Source organism: Cellulomonas sp. P4_H4 (assembly GCF_056400865.1).
The window spans coordinates 234,705-253,854 of the sequence record NZ_JBFUKL010000002.1 but is presented as its reverse complement, the minus strand read 5'-3'; the positions used below and the strand labels follow the sequence as shown (position 1 = coordinate 253,854).

General features: G+C 72.5%; 15 protein-coding genes. 5 read left to right on the top strand and 10 right to left on the bottom strand.

What is annotated here, in order from left to right:
• Window positions 1-93: 93 nt before the first annotated feature.
• The 7 genes from AC1DPN_RS07445 to AC1DPN_RS07415 are packed head-to-tail and all read right to left on the bottom strand — an operon-like array spanning window position 94 to window position 10,502.
• A complete protein-coding gene (locus tag AC1DPN_RS07445; protein WP_477084101.1) occupies window positions 94-1,068 on the bottom strand; it encodes a sortase in 975 nt (324 codons plus the stop codon).
• Window positions 1,065-3,722, bottom strand: a complete 2,658-nt coding sequence (locus AC1DPN_RS07440; RefSeq protein WP_477084100.1) for a hypothetical protein — start codon at window positions 3,720-3,722, stop codon at window positions 1,065-1,067. Before AC1DPN_RS07440 ends, AC1DPN_RS07445 begins: the two co-directional genes overlap by 4 nt.
• A complete protein-coding gene (locus AC1DPN_RS07435; RefSeq protein ID WP_477084099.1) occupies window positions 3,719-5,452 on the bottom strand; it encodes a phosphate ABC transporter substrate-binding protein PstS in 1,734 nt (577 codons plus the stop codon). The genes AC1DPN_RS07440 and AC1DPN_RS07435 overlap by 4 nt, the downstream gene beginning before the upstream one ends.
• Before the next feature lie 16 nt (window positions 5,453-5,468).
• Complete coding sequence (gene pstA / locus AC1DPN_RS07430) at window positions 5,469-6,623, bottom strand: phosphate ABC transporter permease PstA (RefSeq protein WP_477084098.1); 1,155 nt, start codon at window positions 6,621-6,623, stop codon at window positions 5,469-5,471.
• On the bottom strand, window positions 6,623-9,355 hold the full coding sequence (gene pstC, locus AC1DPN_RS07425; protein WP_477084097.1) for a phosphate ABC transporter permease subunit PstC: 2,733 nt from the start codon (window positions 9,353-9,355) through the stop codon (window positions 6,623-6,625). Before pstC ends, pstA begins: the two co-directional genes overlap by 1 nt.
• The gene (locus tag AC1DPN_RS07420; protein ID WP_477084096.1) at window positions 9,352-10,125 is read right to left on the bottom strand and encodes a lytic transglycosylase domain-containing protein; all 774 of its coding nucleotides are present in this window, start codon (window positions 10,123-10,125) and stop codon (window positions 9,352-9,354) included. The genes pstC and AC1DPN_RS07420 overlap by 4 nt, the downstream gene beginning before the upstream one ends.
• Window positions 10,122-10,502, bottom strand: a complete 381-nt coding sequence (locus AC1DPN_RS07415; protein ID WP_477084095.1) for a hypothetical protein — start codon at window positions 10,500-10,502, stop codon at window positions 10,122-10,124. The genes AC1DPN_RS07420 and AC1DPN_RS07415 overlap by 4 nt, the downstream gene beginning before the upstream one ends.
• Window positions 10,503-10,945: 443 nt before the next feature.
• Between AC1DPN_RS07415 and AC1DPN_RS07410 the strand changes: the two genes are divergently transcribed.
• From AC1DPN_RS07410 to AC1DPN_RS07400, 3 genes are read left to right on the top strand one after another with little or no spacing between them, the layout of a single operon-like run.
• Window positions 10,946-12,265: a bifunctional o-acetylhomoserine/o-acetylserine sulfhydrylase gene (locus AC1DPN_RS07410; RefSeq protein WP_477084094.1), complete on the top strand. Its 1,320-nt coding sequence runs from the start codon at window positions 10,946-10,948 to the stop codon at window positions 12,263-12,265.
• Between the two features lie 7 nt (window positions 12,266-12,272).
• The gene (gene metX / locus AC1DPN_RS07405) at window positions 12,273-13,553 is read left to right on the top strand and encodes a homoserine O-acetyltransferase MetX (protein WP_477084093.1); all 1,281 of its coding nucleotides are present in this window, start codon (window positions 12,273-12,275) and stop codon (window positions 13,551-13,553) included.
• Between the two features lie 47 nt (window positions 13,554-13,600).
• Complete coding sequence (locus tag AC1DPN_RS07400; RefSeq protein ID WP_477084092.1) at window positions 13,601-14,314, top strand: maleylpyruvate isomerase N-terminal domain-containing protein; 714 nt, start codon at window positions 13,601-13,603, stop codon at window positions 14,312-14,314.
• Between the two features lie 9 nt (window positions 14,315-14,323).
• On the opposite strand, the gene AC1DPN_RS07395 is transcribed toward AC1DPN_RS07400, so the two are convergent.
• Entirely contained in the window at window positions 14,324-15,013 is a 690-nt protein-coding gene (locus AC1DPN_RS07395) for a DUF5995 family protein (protein ID WP_477084091.1), read from the bottom strand.
• Between the two features lie 55 nt (window positions 15,014-15,068).
• On the opposite strand from AC1DPN_RS07395, the gene AC1DPN_RS07390 reads away from it, so the two are divergent.
• Entirely contained in the window at window positions 15,069-16,028 is a 960-nt protein-coding gene (locus AC1DPN_RS07390; RefSeq protein ID WP_477084090.1) for a zinc-binding dehydrogenase, read from the top strand.
• Window positions 16,025-16,990, top strand: coding sequence for an alpha/beta hydrolase (locus AC1DPN_RS07385; RefSeq protein WP_477084089.1), 966 nt, complete (start codon window positions 16,025-16,027; stop codon window positions 16,988-16,990). Before AC1DPN_RS07390 ends, AC1DPN_RS07385 begins: the two co-directional genes overlap by 4 nt.
• Window positions 16,991-16,993: 3 nt before the next feature.
• Here the strand turns inward: AC1DPN_RS07385 and AC1DPN_RS07380 are convergent, their stop codons facing one another.
• Together AC1DPN_RS07380 and AC1DPN_RS07375 are read right to left on the bottom strand one after the other, a co-directional pair.
• Window positions 16,994-18,592, bottom strand: coding sequence for a restriction system modified-DNA reader domain-containing protein (locus tag AC1DPN_RS07380; RefSeq protein ID WP_477084088.1), 1,599 nt, complete (start codon window positions 18,590-18,592; stop codon window positions 16,994-16,996).
• Window positions 18,593-18,820: 228 nt separating this feature from the next.
• Window positions 18,821-19,117 (bottom strand): MTH1187 family thiamine-binding protein, encoded by a 297-nt coding sequence (locus tag AC1DPN_RS07375; RefSeq protein ID WP_477084087.1) that lies wholly within the window; start codon window positions 19,115-19,117, stop codon window positions 18,821-18,823.
• Window positions 19,118-19,150 lie beyond the last annotated feature (33 nt).

Sequence of the window (19,150 nt, the reverse complement as noted above, 5' to 3'; positions counted from 1 at the left end):
TCCAGACACCGGGCGAACGTGCTGTGCCGCGTCTGTGAACGCAGGACTGCCGGCTCATCACCGAGGGACGACGCCGGCCCCCACGAGCGCGGGTCACAGGAGGTTCGGCAGCAGGCGGGAGCCGACGTCCGCCACGACCCACGCCGCCGCGAACACCACCGGGAGGGCCAGCACCCAGACGGCGCGGCCGGGCAGCCTGCGCGCGAGGAACGCGGTCGCCAGGACGACGAGCAGCAACAGCTGGAGGGCGAGCACCACGTTGGGCCAGACCGAGGGGTCCGTCTGCATCGCCTTCTCGGACTCCGGCACGCCGCCGACCCGTCCGGGTGGGGCCACTGCCGCGTCACCGACGAGGGTCGCGTCGACATAGGCGACCCGCACGGGCAGGAACGTCCCCGCCGAACCACCCGGGCCTTCGCCCGTGACGAGGGTCAGGCGGGAGCCGCCGGAGGCGGGCGGGGCCGGGAACGGGTCGCCGGCGTGGCGGACCCCGTCGACCCGGTACGTGAACTCGCCCTGACCGATGGTCACGATGATGCCGTCACCCTTCTTCAGGGTGGGCACGGCCTTGAACGGACCTCCGTACGCACCAGCCCGCCCGTAGACGAGCGACACGCCCTGCTGGCCGGGCAGCGGGGTGTCGCGACGGTGGCCCGGGCCAGCCATCAGGTCCTGTGACGCCGTGCCTTCCACGACCACCTGGCGCAGGCCGAGGGTCGGGATCTCGAGCAGCGCCACAGGGGCGCCCGGGTCGATGACGCCACCGAGGGGGGCCGTCTGCGCCGCGAGCTGCTCGCGCAGCTGCGAACCGAGCTCGCGCTGGGCACGCGCCTCCTGCAGAGGGGTCAGAACAGCGAGGTACGCGAACACCCCGACGACTATCGCGAGCGCCGTCACCAGCGCCACCTGGACGGCTCGCGCACCGTCCGTGAACGGCGGGCGCGCGCCGCGCGGCTCCCGCGGTCGCACACCCTTGGGCGGCTTCCAGCCCGGGGGCGGCCCTGGCTGTCCCGGACGGACGAGCTCCTCGCTGGGAGGCGCGTACGGGTTGTCCAAGGTCGCGGTCACAGTCCGGGCCTCCGGGCGCCGAGGCCGAAGGCGAACGGGATCGCGAGCGCACCGAACAGGCCGATCCCAGCGGCGACCGGGACCGCGAGGCGCGCCGCCGACACCGGGGTCGTCGGTGTCACACCCGTCGCAGTCGCCGTTCCGTCCGTCGGCGTGCTCGGGGCGGGGTCCCCGTCGACGGTGACCGTGTCGACGCCGCCTGTGTCACCCGTGCCTCCTGGCACGCTGCCGAGAGCGGCCGCGCCACCTCCCGAGGCCGTCGGCGGACCCGTGTTGCTGGTCGGGGTCGTCGGTGGGCTCGACGTGGGGGCGGTCAGGCCCTGCTGCTTGGCGATGATGAGCGCCGCGGCCTGCGCCGACGAGAACAGGTTCGCGGTCGCTCCCGAGGCCGTGATGGGCAGAAACCCCGCGGGCAGCTGCCCGTTCCCGGCTCCCGAGACCTGGCCCTCGGTGGTGGCCGTGGTGACGAACTGCGCGACGTGACCCGCATCGGCGCTCGTCAGCCCGGTCGTGGGAACCGCCGCCTGGATGATCATCGTGCCCGGGTACGCGTCGTCCGGGAGCGTCGCCGCGTCGAGCGTGAAGGCGCGGGCCGGTCCGGCGTTGGTCGCCGTGGCGACGGCGGCGGCCATGCTCGCGTTGCTGGGCGCGACGAACGTCGCGGCCGTGCCGGTGCCGGTCGTCCGCAGCGCCGCAACGTGCAGGCCGTATCGCTGGGCGTCGCCCAGCGAGACCAGCCCGAGCATGAAGCGCGTTCCGTAGCCCTGGCGGTCGCCGCGGCCGATCTTGTACCCCGTAGCCGCGGTCCCCTCGCACCTGGTCTGCACGTTGGGCCACGCGTCGATCATCGCGGTGGCGACCTTGCGCAGGGTGTTCACCGGCGCAGCCACGAGGGAGAGGTACGGCGTCTTGATGTTCTCCTTCCAGCAGGTCTCCTCCTTCGACAGATACCACTCGTCGAGCAGCGGCCACTCGTCGAGCGGCAGCTGGACCCCGTGCGTGGTCCCGTCGGCATCGACGGCTGACCGGAAGTCGGGGTTGACCACCATGCCCCACGGGTCGGGGGTCCCTCGCAGGAACGACATCGCCTCGGCGTCCGCTGCGATGTAGGAGGTCAGCGCCCGGATGGTGTCCGCACTGTCCGACAACGACAGCAACGTGGCGCGGGCCTCGGAGTCGATCTCGCCGATCCCGGGGTTGAGCTCCATGAACTCCGGGTCGTGGTTGATGCCGATGGGGTTGTTCGCCAAACCCGGATGCTGCTTGCCGCCGACGCTCGCCGGGTACGACTGACTGAGCAGCTTGGCCAGGAGCCGTGGGGTCAGGTCGAGCTCCATCCGCTCTCCGCGGTTGTCCGGCTCGTCGACGACGAAGGAGATTCCGAAACCCGTCACGGCGACCGGCGCGTAGGCGAGCTCCCTCCGGGCGGCGGCCGCCGGGTAGGAGACGAACGAGCCCACGGCGCCGCCGGAGTCCACGAGCCGCGCCGCCGACGACTCCGACATCGCGTTGCCCCGGAACTTGAAGCGGTCCTGGCGCAGGCAGTACGCGGGCGCCCACTGCAACGTCGCCTGGGCGATCAGCTCGGACCCGTAGAAGTCCACCGGCGGCCGCGAGTCGAGCACATCGCACGCGTCTGCCGTCAGGCCGAAGGTCAGCGGCACGGAGAACCTGCCCCGCCAGTTCGACTCCGACCACCACAAGGTGGGCCGCACGGCCTGGTTGGCGAACCCTGGGGAGTACTGCGAGCCCGGCTCGGACTTGCCCGATGCTCGGCATCCTGGGACCGCGCCTGTGGTGCAGCTGATCCCCATGATCGGGATGACCACGAGGGAGCACGGCACGGTCGCCGAACAGCCCAGCGACTCGATCTCCTGGGCCGATCGCACCTCGAACTGCCAGCTGCCCGTGCCGTCCGGAGCCGTGCTCGCGGCCACGTCAGCAGCGGGCAGAGCACCCTGCTCGAACCCGCCTGCCTCGGCCGGCATCGTGTCCACGGAGCACCCAGGGTAGGACTTCCCCAACACGTCGACGAACGACACCAGGTGGTCGAAGGTCCCCAGGACGCCGGCAGCGCACTGAGACGGCCAGTCGGGGAGGAACTGCTGGGCAGCGCGGTCCGACTCGGCCGCGTACCGGTCGCCCACCCACGGGTGGACGCCGCCGGAGATGGCCGTGGAGCTCGCGCGCTGGACAGAGCTCGATGTCCAGCAGGTGTGCGGGTTCAGCTGCTGGGCGGCCGGCAGCGTCGGGTCGTCCAGGCCGCGGCACTGCAGGATCACCACGGGGTACTCCTGGTCGATCGCATCCTGCCCGTACGGGCTGTAGGTCCTGTTGCCGGTCGGGTGCGCACCCGACCAGTGCACGCCGATCCGCTGACGTCCGCGCAGGTTCGTCGTGTGATCGACGGTGACCGTGACGGTGCGCCGGTCGACCACGCTCTCGGTCCCGTCAGCCTCGAGGTGCGCGCGGGTCAGTGTCTGAGTCCGGGCGTAGTCCGCCTTGACGACGGGATCCGCGTCAGCGGCCCGGGCCTCCGTGCCAGTCAGCCCGGCGAGCACGACCGCGAGGGCCAGCGACGGGACGGCAGCCAGCGCGACTGCCCGGACGAGGACGGCCCGGCTGAGCGTGGCGCGACGTCGACCGCCGTTCATGCTGCACCCCCGTCGGGCCAGGTCGGCTGGTTCAGTGCGCTGGTGGTGGTCGGTCGTGTCCGGCTGCGTCGCCACAGGACGATCAGGAGTGCGGGCAGCAGCACCAGCGCCAGCAGCTCGATCGCCGCGAGCACGCCGAACAGGAGGCTGCCGCCGACGGGCCGAGGTGCCAGGACGGTCGACACCGACGCGCTCGCCGCGCCGCCCGTGCCGTCGGCCGACGAGACCGGCAGGCCGGTGTCGGGATCCACGGCGCCCGCCGAGCCGATAGCGGCACCATCGCCTCCGGCGGCGGCGTCTCCTCCGCCCGCTGCTGTGCCACCGGTGCCGCCGCCCGTGGCGCCACCACCGGTCGAACCGCCCCCTGCGCCGGAGGGCGCACCGCCTTCGGCGGCACCGCCGGGGGTCTGGGACTGGCCCGCGCCGAGGCAGGGTCCGGCGCCCGACTTGTCACAGGCCGCCGGCTGCGGAGCGAGCTCGGCCAGCTTGTTGCGATTCAGGTCACCCGGAACGAAGGTCGGGTTGTTGCACTTCGTCGCGTCGCGACCGGCGACATCGACGTTGGGGTCGACACCGAGCTTGCTCACCTGCTCGAACCCGGCCTGGACCAGGTTGAGCGGTAGCGGCGAGTAGCCGTACGCGCCGGCCTTTCCTTGCCCTTCGCACAGCGAGTAGAAGAGGAAGTCGACCAGAGTCTGGCGCTTGTTCGTCGTCATCCGGGCGTCGGTGGCTCCCGTGGGGATGAGCATGTAGGAGTACGACGAGAGCGGGTAGGCCCGCGGGTCGGCGTTCGTGTAGACCTCGTCGAGGATCTGGGTCAGGTAGTTCTGGGACGTCGCGACGGTGTTGATCTTCGCCTTGGTGAGCGCGACGGCGACGTTGTACTGGGTGGGCTCGACGTAGTAGCCGCCGGCGTTCAGCACCTTGACCACCGGGTATCCCTTGTTCACCGGGTACGAGTACTCGACGTAGCCGATGGTCCCGTTGCCCGACGGCGCGGCGATCGTGTTCATCACCTGGTCGGAGCTGGACGCACCGATCGCCGACTTGAGCTTGTCGGACGGGCGCGGGTAGTAGGACGTGAGTCCGCCCTTGGGGAAGACCGTCCGCCACAGGCCCGGGTACTGCTTGTCCAGCCAGGTCGTGAACTGCGCGGTGGTGCCCGAGCCGTCCGAGCGGACCACGGGGATGATCGCGACGTCCGGGAACGTCCGGCCGTTGTTGTCGGCGGAGATCGCCGGGTCGTTCCAGCGCGTGATGGCGCCCGTGAAGACCTTCGCGATCGTCTCGCCCGACAGCCGGATGTCCCGTACGAGCTTGCCGCCGGCCTCGAGGTGGTAGGTGAACGACGTCCCTCCCGCGACGATCGGCAGGTACGCGAACGCTCGCCCTCCCGACGTGTCCGGGTTCCCCGCCTCGTCGGTCCCCTGGTACGGGATCTCCGAGATGGCGAAGTCGGTCGAGACCTGCGAGAAGTCCTTGCGCCCCTTGGACGAGCCACCACCGGTGTAGACGATCTGCATGCCGTTGGCCGACACGTCCGCGATCCACTGGTCGACGATCACCTGGCTCCAGGTGGACCCGGTGCCCTCGATCTGGCCGTAGCCCGCCGACGCGGGTGACGCGGCGAGCAGGCCGAGGACCACGACGAGCAGGGCTGCGAAGGCGGCGGACGACGAGCGCCGCCATCGACGGGCGAGCGGGCGGGACTTGCCGGGGCGGTGCGGCATCGGGGCTCCGAGCGGATCAGCGCCCGCGCCGCTGGCGCGCGAGCAGACGGGTGACGACGAACAGGATGAGGACGAGGATCAGCAGGATCGAGGCGCCGGCGAAGCCGCGCTGCACGTAGAGCTCCTCGCCCGTGCGCACCGTGCTGAAGACGAACAGGGGCAGGGAGTTCATCACCCCGTCGAACGGGTTGAACACGAAGAAGCTCGCGGCGCCCGACGTGAGCAGCACCGGCGAGGTCTCGCCGACCGCGCGAGAGACGCCGAGGATCAGTGCGGTCGCCAGGCCGGGTCGGGCGGTAGGTAGGACGACGTGCCACACCGTGCGCCACCGGGAGGCGCCGAGCGCGAGGCTCGCCTCGCGGAGCCCGGAGGAGACGACCCGCAGGACGACGTCGGCCGCCCGCGCGATGATGGGCAGCATCATCACGGAGAGAGCCAGCGCTGCCGCGAACCCCGAGCGGGGGAAGCCGAGCAGCAGGATGAGCACGGTGTAGATGAACAGGCCGGCGATGATCGAGGGGAGGGCGGTCATCGCCTCGACGACCGTCCGGACGACCCGTGCGAACCGTCCCCCGACCTCGACCATGTACACGGCCGTGCCCAGTGCGAGCGGCACCGTGATCACCACGGCGATGGAGATCTCGATGATCGAGCCCACGATCGCGTGCGCGACGCCGCCCTTGCTGAGCGGGTCGCGGGGGCCGACGCCGGCCATGTCGTCGAACCACATGTTGGGGTGGATGAGGGCGGGGAATCCGCGCACGAACGTGAACACGACGGTGCTCACGAGGGCGATCCCGACCACGATCGTGCCGCCCGTGATGACGGCCGTGGCCAGGCGGTCGCCCACCGCAGGACCGGGCGTGAGGATGTGCGTCACCGTGGTCACGATGACGAGGTAGCAGATGAACGAGGTCAGGACGAAGGCCAGGGGCGTGCCCCACGGCAGCAGCCGGTAGCAGGTGAGCCACGCCAGGGCGAGCGCCGAGACGATGCACGCCACGGAGGCCAGCCGGTCGGCCGGCGTGGTCCCGGACATGCGGCGGCGGACCGTACGCTGCGACCCCGGCTCGTACGCACGCTGCGGTACGACGAACGTGCGTACCTCCCGCATGGACACCTGCTGGGTCGGCGCCTCGGTGGCGTCAGTGAGCTCGAGGTCGGTCGCCATCAGATGTCCGTCCCGGCTCCCGAGCGTGACCGTGACACCACGACCGCCGCGAGCGTGTTGATGACCAAGGTCAGGCAGAAGAGCACGAAGCCCGCGGTGAGCAGGGCCGACAGCTGGGCGGTCGACGCCTCACCGAACCTGCCGGCGATCAGCGCCGAGACCGTGTTGGTGCCGATCTCCAGTGGTCGGAACTTCAGGTCGAACGCCGGCGAGACGATGATCAGCACCGCGATGGTCTCGCCCAGCGCCCGGCCCAGGCCGAGCATCGTCCCGCCGATGATCCCGCCCCGCCCGAAGGGCAGGACGACCGAGCGGATCACGCCCCACCGCGTCGAGCCGAGTGCGAGCGCACCCTCGCGCTCCCCGAGCGGCGCTGAGGAGAACACCTCGCGCATGACCGACGACGCCATCGGCAGGACCATCATCGCGACGGCGAGCCCGGCGATGAACGCCGACGCCGTGTACCTCGTCTGCTCCCACTGGGCGGCGTCCGGGTCGGCGTCCACGGCGAAGATGGGGATCCAGCCGAAGTTGGCGTGCAGGAACCGGGCGATCGCGCTCGCGTGGGGCTGCAGGAGGAAGAACCCCCAGAGCCCGTAGATGATGCTCGGCACCGCGGCCATGAGGTCGACCATCGAGACGAGGGTCGAGCGCACCTTGGGCGGCGCGAACTCGCTGATGTACAGGGCGGTGGCCAGCGAGAGCGGGAACGCCACGCTCATGGCGACGAGCGCGACCGTGACGGTCCCGACGAGCACGGCTGCGATGCCGACGGTGTCCGTCTCGGGGGCCCACTGGGTCTCGGTGAAGAAGCTGAACCCATAGTGACGCAGCGTCGGGATCGACTGGCTGGCCAGGAAGACCCCGATGCCACCGGTGATGACGAGCACCGTCGCCGCGACCGCCCGCGTGCCCTTCACGAAGACGGAGTCCGAGCCCGTCGCCTTCGTCGAGAGCGGCCGGGGTCGCGCAGGCTCAGCCTGGGGCGTGACCTCGCGCACCTCCGTGCTCACCTGGTCGTTCTCCTCTCGCGCGGCGGCCGGATGTACCGGATCGGCGGTCGCCGGTCGCGACGCGACGCCAGTAGAGCCCCCGTCGGCGACGTAGGGACTGACGACGGGTGAACGCGGGACGGCACGCCGACGATCACGGCGCCGGCTCGATGGAAGGCGTCGGCGTCGGCGTCGCGGACGGACCGTCCGTGGGTGTCGCGCTCGGCGTCGGGGTCGGAGCGACGTGAGCCACCAGGACGAGCCTCGTCGGGTACCGACCGGCACCCGGGAGCCGGAGGGCGGGACGGCGCGCAGGACCGAGCCCGCGAGGGCTTCCTCGTCGACGTCCGTGAGCACCGTGGCGTCCCGGACGAGTCCCGCGGCGACGAGCGCCCCGTCGACCGCCTCGGGCGCCTGACCCAGGACGACGGGCACGACGGTGAACCCGGAGGCGACGATCACGTGCACCGTCGCACCCGGCGGCACCGCGTGTCCCACCGTCGGCTCGACGGCCAGCACGGTTCCCCGGGCTGCGGGCGAGTCCTGCTCCCCCGCGACGTCGAGCAGAAGACCCAGGCCCGCGAGCGCCTCCTGCGCCGCTCCGACGTCGAGGCCAGCCACGTCCGGCAGCGTCACGTGGTCGTCGGGCTCCTGCTTCGACGGGGGCGGCGACGCCTCGGTCGGCGTCGGCGCGGGGGTCGGTGCCGTCGTCGTCGGGGTCACGACGACGGGACCTCCCTGCGCCTCGTCGGCCGAGGGCCGGAGCAGCGCGAGGCCGCCGACGACCGCGCTCCCGAGCAGCACCGCGACCACGACCGGGATCATCCTGCGTCTGGGCGCGACGGCTGCCCGAGGCGGGGCCGCGGGCGGGACGACGGGGAGCCGTCTGGTGGTCGACGGCGCCGGTGCGGTGACCGCTGCCGGTGCAGCCGTCCGTGGGCGCAGCACCGACAGCGCCCTTCCGACTGCGGCGCACATCGCCTCGGCGGAGCCGAAGCGCGCCGCAGGGTCCTTGGCGAGCGCTCGGGCGACGATCCGATCGACGGCGGCCGGGACGGCTGGCGCCCGGTCGGACGGGCGGGGCGCGATCTCGGAGACCTGCGCCCGCAGGACGTCGGCCGGGTCGGACCGTTCGAAGGGCGGATGCCCGGTGAGCAGCAGGTACAGGAGCGCACCGACCGAGTAGACGTCCGAGCGCTCGTCGGCGGCCGTGGCCGTGGCGATCTCGGGGGCCGCGTACTCGGGGCTGACGGTCACCGAGCCGTCGCCCGGAGTGGGCACGCGGCTGCCGTCGAGGTCGAGGACGAGGACCGTCGACGGCTGCGGCTCCCCGTCCACGGTCCCGACCATGATGTTCGAGGGCGACAGGTCGAGGTGCAGCACGCCGTGCCGGTGCGCGTGGGCGAGCGCGTCGAGCACGGCACCCACGACCGTGAGCGCGTCGAAGGTGCTCACGGGGCCGGACCGGAGCATCGCGTCGAGCGTCAACCCCTCGACCAGCTCGAGCACCACGTACCTGCGACCGTCGTAGGTCCCTGCATCGAGGATCGCGACGATGTTCGGGTGTCGCAGGCGCGCGGCGGCCCGCAGGGCCGGATCCGTGCCGGCTGCGCCCCCGTCGCGCGCCATCTTGACCGCAACCGGCCGGTCGAGGACCACGTCGAGCGCCTCGTGCACGTCAGCCGAGCCGCCGCGGCCGAGCAGCGGCCCGAGCCTGTAGCGACCTCCGACGAGGGTCACGACCGTGCGGCGTAGCTGTTCGCCGTCGCCAGGACCGACGCCACGTACGCGTCGTCGTGGTTGTAGGAGCGGACCGCGGCCCACCACCCGTCGCCCGTGGTCAGGTCGGCGCCTGACGCACAGAGGTACCGTCCGGCGGCGAGGGCGGCGTCGTCGAGGTCGTGGGGGTCGAGCAGACCGTCGCCGTCCCCGTCGGACTCCCAGCGTCGCCAGGTCGAGGGCAGGAACTGCATGGGTCCGACGGCGTGCGCCCAGACCGGGTCCTGCGTCCACGCTGTGTCGTCGGGCCTCGCGGGGATCGCCGCGGTCCCGTCGTCTCCGTCGAGCGCCGGACCCAGGACCGCCACGCTGGGGTGGCCGTCGCCCAGGAGGACGGCCCCGCCGTGCGTGCCGTGGCCCGACTCGATCGCCCCGATCCCCGCCAGCGTCGGCCAGCCGAGCCGGCAGCCAGGTCGGTCGCGCTCGAGCGTCAGGGTCGCCGCCCCGTAAGCCCCGACCGCGACCGGGCTGACGCCTGTCGACGCGGACACCTGCGCGACCCAGTCGGTCGACGCGCGCAGCGGGGCCGGCCCGCGGTCGGCGACCGGTTCCGCCGGACCGATGGGCGCGGGCTCAGCCACGACGGGGACCGGCGGGCTCGTCGCCACGACGCCACCCTCGGCCACCGTCCACCTGGTCGGTCCAGGTCCGCTCTGGGTGGCCGCGATGGCCGTCAGGACCACGAGGTTGGCGGCGACCACCGTGCCGACGAGCACCCCCGCACGCCTCACGTCGCGGTGCGCCGCGCGCTCACGGCCGGGGCGGCGTTGCGTCGGAACGTCGCAACGCCCGGGTCGAGCGGTGAGACGGGTGCGAGCTGGACGAACGTGCGGCACGCGTGGGCGCAGCGCACACGCCGGTCCTGGTCGCCGATGCCCTGCACCACAGGCACGTCGGCCTCCGTGAGCACCCAGTGCCAGCGGTAGGCGTCCGTGAGGCGGAGGACGGGGACGAGTGATCCGACGAGCGCACGGATGACCTCGACGGAGTCTCGTGCGGCGTCCGCGTTCGGCAGGGCCAGCGTGCTGCGTGCGATGCCCCGACCGTTGGGACTGACGAGGCGCCACCAGACGGCGTCGTCGTCGGAGAACCTGTAGAGCTGGAACACGGGCGCCACCGTCCGCATCCCGTCCTTTCATGGGGGCGCCCTCGTGCGTGGCGCATTCGATGCAGTTGACCCCATCCCCCGCATCTGTGAGCGGCCTGTGCGGAACCGCAGGACGAACAGCCGGGGTCGCCCGGTCGACGATCCGACGACGGCTCCACCTACGGGTGAAGGCGTCTCAATCGATGAGACCGCAGTTCCATAGCGCGGACGAGGCGACCTACAGTCGCTCCATGACCTGCCGAATGTGTCGCTGACCAGCGCACGCTCGGCTGTGCCCGCGGGCAGGAAGTCGCCGGATCATCGTCTGATCCGCCGGACCTGAACCCCCGCCCGAGCCATGGCTCGGGCCGTGCGCCCCAACTCCCCACCCTTCGCGGGACGGATGTCGGCTGCCCGAGGCCTCCTGCGGATCACCATTCCCACACGACCAGGAGCACAGAGCAATGAGCAACGAGAGCTGGAACTTCGAGACCCGCCAGATCCACGCCGGCCAGACGGCCGACCCGGCCACCGGCGCCCGGGCCCTGCCGATCTACCAGACGACGTCCTTCGTCTTCCCCGACGCCAAGGTCGCCGCCGCCCGCTTCGCCCTGCAGGACCTCGGCCCCATCTACACGCGCATCGGCAACCCGACCCAGGAGGTCGTCGAGAACCGCATCGCGTCCCTGGAGGGTGGCGTCGGCGCGCTCCTCGTGTCGTCCGGCCAGGCCGCCGAGACGTTCGCGATCCTGAACATCGCCGAGGCCGGCGACCACATCGTCGCGAGCCCGTCGCTGTACGGCGGCACGTACAACCTCCTGCACTACACGCTGCCGAAGCTCGGCATCGAGACGACGTTCGTCACCGACCCGCACGACGCGCAGGCGTGGAAGGACGCGATCCGCCCGAACACCAAGCTGTTCTTCGCGGAGACCATCCCGAACCCGAAGTCCGACATCCTCGACATCGAGCTCGTCGCCGGCGTCGCGCACGAGTACGGCGTCCCGCTGGTCGTCGACAACACCGTGGCCACGCCGTACCTCATCAACCCGCTCAAGTGGGGCGCCGACGTCGTCGTGCACTCCGCCACCAAGTACCTGGGCGGGCACGGCTCGGCGATCGGCGGCGTGATCGTCGACGGCGGCTCGTTCGACTACGCGCAGTACCCGGAGCGGTTCCCCAACTACAACACCCCCGACCCGTCCTACAACGGCCTCGTGTTCGGCCGGGACCTGGGCGTCGGCGGGCTGTTCGGGATCAACCTGTCCTTCATCCTCAAGGCGCGCGTGCAGCTGCTGCGCGACCTCGGCTCGGCGATCTCGCCGTTCAACGCGTTCCTCATCGCGCAGGGCATCGAGACCCTGTCGCTGCGCGTCGAGCGCCACGTCGAGAACGCCGAGAAGGTCGCCGCCTGGCTCGAGGCCCGCGAGGACGTCGGCACGGTGCACTACGCCGGCCTGGAGTCGAGCCCGTGGCACGCCGCGCAGCTCAAGTACTCCCCCCGCGGCGCGGGCGCGGTCCTCGCGTTCGAGATCGACGGCGGGACCGAGGCGGGTCAGGCGTTCGTGTCGGCTCTGGAGCTGCACTCGAACGTCGCCAACATCGGCGACGTGCGCTCGCTGGTCATCCACCCCGCCTCGACGACGCACAGCCAGCTGACGCCGGAGGAGCAGCTGTTGTCCGGCGTCACACCCGGACTGGTCCGCCTGGCTGTGGGGATCGAGCACATCGATGACATCCTTGCTGACCTGGACGCGGGCTTCCGCGCCGCCAAGGGAGCCTGATCACCGCATGAGCAGCAGCACGCCGCCGACGCCGCCCGAGTCCTCCGTCGAGGGCACGGGCGGCCCGGCGGCGCGCCCGCGCTTCGAGTCGAGCGTCACCTTCCCGACGAAGCGGCCCCGCCCCGCGACGCTCGCGTCGCGCGCCTCGGGGCCCGACCGCTCGGCCGTGCCCGCGAGCGCCGCATGGCGCGACGGGGACCCGGTGGGTCGTCGGCAGTTCGCGGACCTCGGACCGTTCGCGCTGGAGTCGGGCGGCCGCCTCCCCGCGGTCCGGCTCGCGTACGAGACGTGGGGCACGCTCGACGAGGACGGCAGCAACGCGGTCCTGGTCCTGCACGCGCTGACCGGCGACTCGCACGTGACCGGCCCTGCCGGTGACGGGCACCCGACGGCCGGCTGGTGGCAGTCGATGATCGGTCCCGGCGCACCGATCGACACCGACCGCTGGTTCGTCGTCGCCCCCAACGTGCTGGGCGGCTGCCAGGGCTCCACCGGCCCGGCGTCGGTCGCACCCGACGGCCGCCCGTGGGGCGGCAGGTTCCCGCTGCTCACGGTGCGCGACCAGGTCGCCGCCGAGATCCGTCTCGCGGACCTGCTCGGCATCGACTCGTGGGCGCTGGTCATCGGTGCGTCCCTCGGAGGCCTGCGCGTCCTGGAGTGGGCCGCGAGCGCGCCCGAGCGCGTGGACGCTATCGCCGCGATCGCGACCGCCGCCCAGACGTCGGGCGACCAGATCGCCGGCTTCCACACGCAGATCGCTGCCGTGCGCGCCGACCCCCACTACCGCGACGGCGACTACTACGACGCCCCCGACGGCGAGGGGCCGCACGTCGGCCTCGGCCTGGCCCGGCAGATCGCGCACCAGACCTACCGAAGCGCCATCGAGCTGGACCAGCGGTTCGGCCGCATCCCGCAGGGCGCCGAGGACCCGTTGGACGGCGGCCGGTTCGCCGTCCAGTCCTACCTCGACCACCACGGCGACAAGCTGTCCCGACGCTTCGACGCCAACACCTACGTGATCCTGACGCGCACGATGATCACGCACGACCTCGGTCGCGACCGCGGCGGCGTCCGCGAGGCGCTCGCGTCGGTCACGGCCCGTGCGCTGGTCATCGCCGTCGACTCGGACCGGCTCTTCCCGCCCGCGCAGTCCGAGCGCATCGCTGCCGAGATCCCCGGGGCGGTCCTGCGCACCGTGCACTCCGACTACGGCCACGACGGGTTCCTCATCGAGGAGCAGCTCGTCGGATCGCTCGTCCACGAGTTCCTGGAGTCGGCTCGCCGCTGAGACCCGTCGCGGTCGACGCGCGACCAGCGGTCCGGTTGGATGGCGGCATGTCCGCATCCTCCGGCGAGCTCGCCGACGCCACGGCCGCCCTGCACGACCAGTGGGAACGCCTGCGCCGCTGGGTGGGCGAGGTCGTGGACGACCAGGTCGCCGGCGAGCCGTCGGTGCTCGACGGCTGGACCGTCGCCGAGCTGGTCGCGCACCTCGGCCGGGCGATGGAGGCCCTGGCGGTCTGCGTCCCGCTGCCCGACGGCACGGTCCCGCTGACCCTGGGCGAGTACGTCGGGACCTACGCGGAGCGAGCGGCCGGGATCGCACAGGTCACGCGCGAGCTCGCGGTCGAGATCGCCGACGACCCGCTCGCCGGCGTCGACCAGCGGGCGAAGGCGGCGTTCGACCGGCTTGACGAGCTGGGCCCCGAGGACCGGGTGGTCCGGGCCCGCCGCGGACCGGTGATGCTCAGCACGATGACGGTGTCGCGGGTCCTCGAGCTCGTCGTGCACGCCGACGACCTGGCGCAGTCCGTGCCTCGCGGGGTGGACCCGGTCGAGCCGGCCGCGCTGCAGCTCGTCGCCGACGCCCTGCTGCGCATCGTCGTCGCACGCGGCGGCTGGGACCTCGAGGTCTCCGACGCCCGTACCTGGGTCCGTCTGGCCGCGGGCCGCCTGCCCTACGACGTCGACGAGCTCGCCGTCGCGCTGCACGCCCGGTACACCAGCGACGCGGTGCCGGACCTCGGCCGGATGCTGCCACTGCTCTGACCGGCGCCTCTACAGCTCGACGACGACCAGCAGCTGGCGGCTCACCAGGCCGACCGAGCGCGCCAGGGTCTCGCGGGCGGCGCGCTCCAGGAAGCCGATGTCCTGCAGGTGCCAGAGCGTCAGGGCGGACACCCACGCGGCGTCGCGCGCCTTGTCGATCGAGAAGTTGCTGACCATGTCGGCGATCGGCGAGGCCGCGGCACCGTGCCTGACGACCGCCTCGTCGAGGAACGCCCGCCGGATCGGACGCACGACCTCCGCGAGCACCGCGTTGACCTTCTCGAAGTCGGCGCGGATCGAGCCGTCGTCGGGCTCGACGCCGCGCGCGGTGCACGTCGCGACCACGGCGAGCGCGAGGTCGTGGTTGATGTGGGCGTTCATCCCGGCGAGCGCGAACTGGATGGGCAGGATGCCCGGCACGGCCCGCCGCTCGACCAGCGGAGCCCACGCACGCGACACCTTGCGGTGCGCGGCGAGGTCCTCCGGGACGTCGAGGAACAGGTCCGCGAAGCGCACGTCCAGCTCCTCGGTGAACGCGGGGTCCTGGAAGGTGCCGTCCACGACGCGCTGCCCGACGCGCTCGGTGACGCGCCGGTAGACGTCGAGGAACACCCCGAGCCCGTCCTTGTGCGGCATCCCTGCGCGCACCTGGTCCATCCGGGCGACGACGCGCCCGATCGTCAACGATCCCGAGGTCACTGGCCAAGGATCACAGGTGCGGCGCCGTGGGGGAACCTCCGGCTACGTTGGGCCGGTGATTGCTGCCTACGCCGCCGGCTTCGACTCGTCCGACCCACTGAACGGCCTGGTCGTGGGCGACCGTCCCGCTCCCGAGCCGCGACCGGGCTGGAGCGTCGTCGACGTGCGCGCGGCGGCGCTGAACCACCACGACCTCTGGTCGCTGCGCGGCGTGGGCCTGCGCGCCGAGCAGCTGCCGATGATCCTGGGCACGGATGCGGCCGGGGTCACCGCCGACGGCCGTGAGGTCGTCGTGCACGGCGTGGTCGGCAGCCTCGCGGGCGGGCCCGACGACGAGCCCCGCAGCCTGCTGTCCGAGAAGTACGACGGCACGCTGGCGGAGCAGGTCGCGGTGCCGAGCGCCAACCTCGTCGACAAGCCCTCGCAGCTGTCGTTCGCGGAGGCCGCGTGCCTGCCGACGGCCTGGCTGACCGCCTACCGGATGCTCTTCGTGACGGGCCGCGCGACGCCCGGGCAGCGCGTGCTGGTCCAGGGGTCGGGCGGCGGGCTCGCCACGGCGGCGATCCTGCTCGGCAGGGCGGCCGGCCTCGAGGTGACCGTGACGGGTCGCGACGAGGAGCGCCGCTCCCGGGCCCTGGCCCTCGGCGCGGCCGCCGCGGTGGAGCCGGGGGCGCGCGTACCGCGGGTCGACGTCGTCCTGGAGAGCGTCGGCAGGGCGACGTGGTCGCACTCGGTGCGGTCGGTGAAGCCGGGCGGGACGATCGTGGTCGCGGGCGCGACGAGCGGGGACGCCGCACCCGCCGAGCTGACCCGGATCTTCTTCCAGGAGATCACCGTCGCCGGCACGACCATGGGGTCGCGCACCGACCTGGAGCACCTGCTGGCGTTCCTGGCCCAGACCGGCGTGCGGCCGCTCGTGGACTCCACGTTCGCGCTGGCGGACGCGCGTGCTGCCCTGGGTCGTCTCTGGGAAGGCCAGCAGATCGGCAAGGTCGTGCTGGAGGTCGACGGGTGAGCGAGTGGGTTCCGGACGTCCTCGGACCCGACTACCAGGCGCTGACGCTCGAGCTGCAGCCTGACGACGAGGGCCCCGTGGTGGCGACGCTGGTGAGATACGCGCCGCCCACCCCCGAACCCCAACGGCCGTCGCGCGCGATCCTCTACGTCCACGGCTGGTCGGACTACTTCTTCCAGACGGGGATCGCGGAGTACTGGCACGCCCGCGGGGTGGCGTTCTACGCGGTGGACCTGCGCAAGTACGGCCGCAGCCTGCGCCCGAACCAGACTCCCGGCTACGTGGCCGACCTCGACACGTACGACGAGGAGCTCGAGGCCTCTCTCGACGTCATCCGCACGGACCTCGGGGCCTACGGCCGGCTCATGGTCATGGGGCACTCGACGGGCGGCCTGATCGCCGCGCTGTGGGCGCAGCGGCACCCGGACGAGCTCAGCGGCCTCGTCCTCAACAGCCCGTGGCTCGAGCTCCAGGGGTCGTCGGTCCTACGGCACCTGTCCGGTCCCGCCGTCGCCCGCCTGGCCCGGTTCCAGCCCAAGGCGCCGTTGCCGAACATCGACCCGGGCTACTACGCGCGCACGCTCGACGTGGCCACCGGCGGCGAGTGGACCTACAACACGACGTGGCGGCCGACGCCCTCGTTCCCGGTGCGCGCCGGCTGGTTGCGCGCGATCACGATCGGCCATGCGCGGGTCGCGCGCGGGCTCTCGATCGAGTCGCCCATCGTCATGCTCTGCTCGAACCGCACGATCATCAGCCCGCGCTGGAGCGAGGACATGCGCGGCGCCGACGTGGTTCTCGACGTCGAGCTGCTCGCGCGCCGAGCCGTGCAGCTGGGCTCGAACGTGACCGTGATCCGGGTCCGCGACGGCCTGCACGACCTGTCGCTCTCGCCGCTGCCCGTGCGCTCGCGGTTCTACGCCGAGATCGACCGCTGGGTGTCGGCGTACGGGTGGGGCTGACGGTCAGGGGCGGATGACGCCCGTGGCCTCGGCCAGCGTCGGACCACCCTCGCCCAGACGCCACGCGCGCCAGCCGTCGACCGGGTTCTCCGACGCGACCGCGACCGACGCGGCGGTGTCCGGGTCGGCGTAGACCTCGCCCGTCGGCAGCTCGATCAGACCGTCCGAGCGCAGCGTCGCGACGATCCGCTGCCCGCGCCGTTCGCGCACCCACACCAACGTCGTGACGGCTCGGCGGCTCTTGGCCAAGGTCGCGAGCTCGGGCACTGCGAGTGGCAACCCACTACCGACGGTCCGCTCGGGACCGCCGTAGTGCTCGACCGGCAGCGGGGTCGCCGGGCGCGTGACCGGGCGGGCCGGGCGCAGCGGCTGCGCGGACTGCGTCGGGTTCGCGGCACGGGCCAGCTCGGCCCAGACCGTCTCGACCTCGCGCGTCGACGCCGACGCCTCGGTCGACGGCTGCGTCGGCCGCGGGGTGTCCACGATGAACTCCGGCACGTAGGGCTGGTTGCTCGAGACCGCCGCGTGCGAGTGGCTCCGGGCAGGAACGGACGGAGGCGGGCCTGCGACGTCGTTCGACGCTTCCGCGGGCGGCGTCACGACGTCGAGCGGTGCGACGTCGAGCGGTGCGACGTCGAGCGGTACGACCTGGTCCGACGGCGTCTGGTCGCGCGACGGCGGCGTCTGGTCCTGGGCCGCACGCAGGCCGACGACCGGGGTCAGCGTCGTGGGGGCCTCGAGCGTGGACGTGCTCGTGCTGTCGGTCGACGGGCCGTTCGTGGACGCGGCGGGCGCGGGCGCCTCGTCGACGACACGCTCGATGAGGACCGTCTCGTCTTGCGGGACGGACCGACGCACGATCGGTGTGGGCTCGGTGATCCCGGTGGGCGGCGCAGGCGGAGGCGTCACGGCACGCAGGTCGCCCGACGACGGCTTGCGCGGCTGCTCGAACCCCGTCGGGCCGCCGGGCACGAAGCCCTCGCTGGCCCGCACCAGCCGCAGCGCGGTGGGCTCGACCGACCGGCGGGCGCCCTCGTGCGTGGCCAGCGGCGACACGTCGAGCAGGCGGCGCTCGTCCTCGCCGCGCACGACGCCGACCTGCAGGATGTCCACGTGCCGGCCCGGTCCGCGCAGGAAGCCGAGCGTGTCGCTCGCCTCGGCGGCGACCTCCGAGCAGAGAAGGATCAGGCGGACGCCCTCGCGGCGCGTCGACTGGACCCCGAAGGCCGCCTGCTCGCGGAACGCGGCGAAGTCGATCGCGAAGCGGCTGGGGTCCGGGTGGTAGGCACGCGCGAGGTCGGTCGTCGTCATCCGCGACGCGCTGCCGGCGTGCCGCAGTGCCGAGACGATCGCGTCGTCGTCGAGGACCTGGCCCACGTCGATCACGACCGACCGACCGGTGGCGTCCAGCGCCAGCAGCGCCGGCAGGTCCGCGTGGTCGGGCGCAGCGGTCCGCGAGCGCACCGCGAACAGGGGTTCTCCGGCGATCGCGGCAAGGTGGTGGGTCAGGAGAGCGGCGGCCTCCTGCGCGAACGATCCGGCCAGGGGCTGCATCGGCTGGACAAGGCGCGGTCGGCCCTCGTCGAGCTCGAAGATCGGCATCAGTACGGCCTTTCCTGGGCACGCCGCGGCCCGCGGCACGATCGTCTTCGCCGCCCGCGGAGCCCGTCGGTTCACGCGTGCGAGCACACTGTCCCACAGCGAGATGTGCTCGTCAGCCGCTCTGGCGGACGCGTCGCGGAGAGATCGCCGGGATCACCCGGATGCGACGAATTCCTCAACCCGATCGTGGCGAGAAGCACACCCCGAAGCGTGTGGCCAAGGCTCGACTCAGTCCTCGGCGAGCGCGGCCTCGACCCGCGCGACCTTGCCCGTGAGCTCACCGGTGTGGCCCGGGCGGATGTCCGCCTTGAGCACGAGGCTGACCCGGTGGCCGTGCCGGCCGACCGCCTCGGTGGCCCGCTTGACCACGTCCATCACCTCGTCCCACTCCCCCTCGAGCGTGGTGAACATGGCGTCGGTCTGGTTCGGCAGGCCCGACTCACGGACGATGCGGACGGCATCGGCGACGGCGGCGGTCACGGACTCGCCCGCACCGAGCGGGGCGACGGAGAAGGCAACGAGCATGCGTCCACCCTGGTCGGCCGAGCCGCCGGTGTC

What these genes read in the sequence shown, in the direction of transcription:
- AC1DPN_RS07440 (WP_477084100.1), bottom strand. Translation starts at nt 3,722, where the DNA reads ATGAACGGCGGTCGACGTCGCGCCACGCTCAGCCGGGCCGTCCTCGTC.
- AC1DPN_RS07435 (WP_477084099.1), bottom strand. Translation starts at nt 5,452, where the DNA reads ATGCCGCACCGCCCCGGCAAGTCCCGCCCGCTCGCCCGTCGATGGCGG.
- pstA (WP_477084098.1), bottom strand. Translation starts at nt 6,623, where the DNA reads ATGGCGACCGACCTCGAGCTCACTGACGCCACCGAGGCGCCGACCCAG.
- AC1DPN_RS07410 (WP_477084094.1), top strand. Translation starts at nt 10,946, where the DNA reads ATGAGCAACGAGAGCTGGAACTTCGAGACCCGCCAGATCCACGCCGGC.
- metX (WP_477084093.1), top strand. Translation starts at nt 12,273, where the DNA reads ATGAGCAGCAGCACGCCGCCGACGCCGCCCGAGTCCTCCGTCGAGGGC.
- AC1DPN_RS07400 (WP_477084092.1), top strand. Translation starts at nt 13,601, where the DNA reads ATGTCCGCATCCTCCGGCGAGCTCGCCGACGCCACGGCCGCCCTGCAC.
- AC1DPN_RS07380 (WP_477084088.1), bottom strand. Translation starts at nt 18,592, where the DNA reads ATGCCGATCTTCGAGCTCGACGAGGGCCGACCGCGCCTTGTCCAGCCG.
- AC1DPN_RS07375 (WP_477084087.1), bottom strand. Translation starts at nt 19,117, where the DNA reads ATGCTCGTTGCCTTCTCCGTCGCCCCGCTCGGTGCGGGCGAGTCCGTG.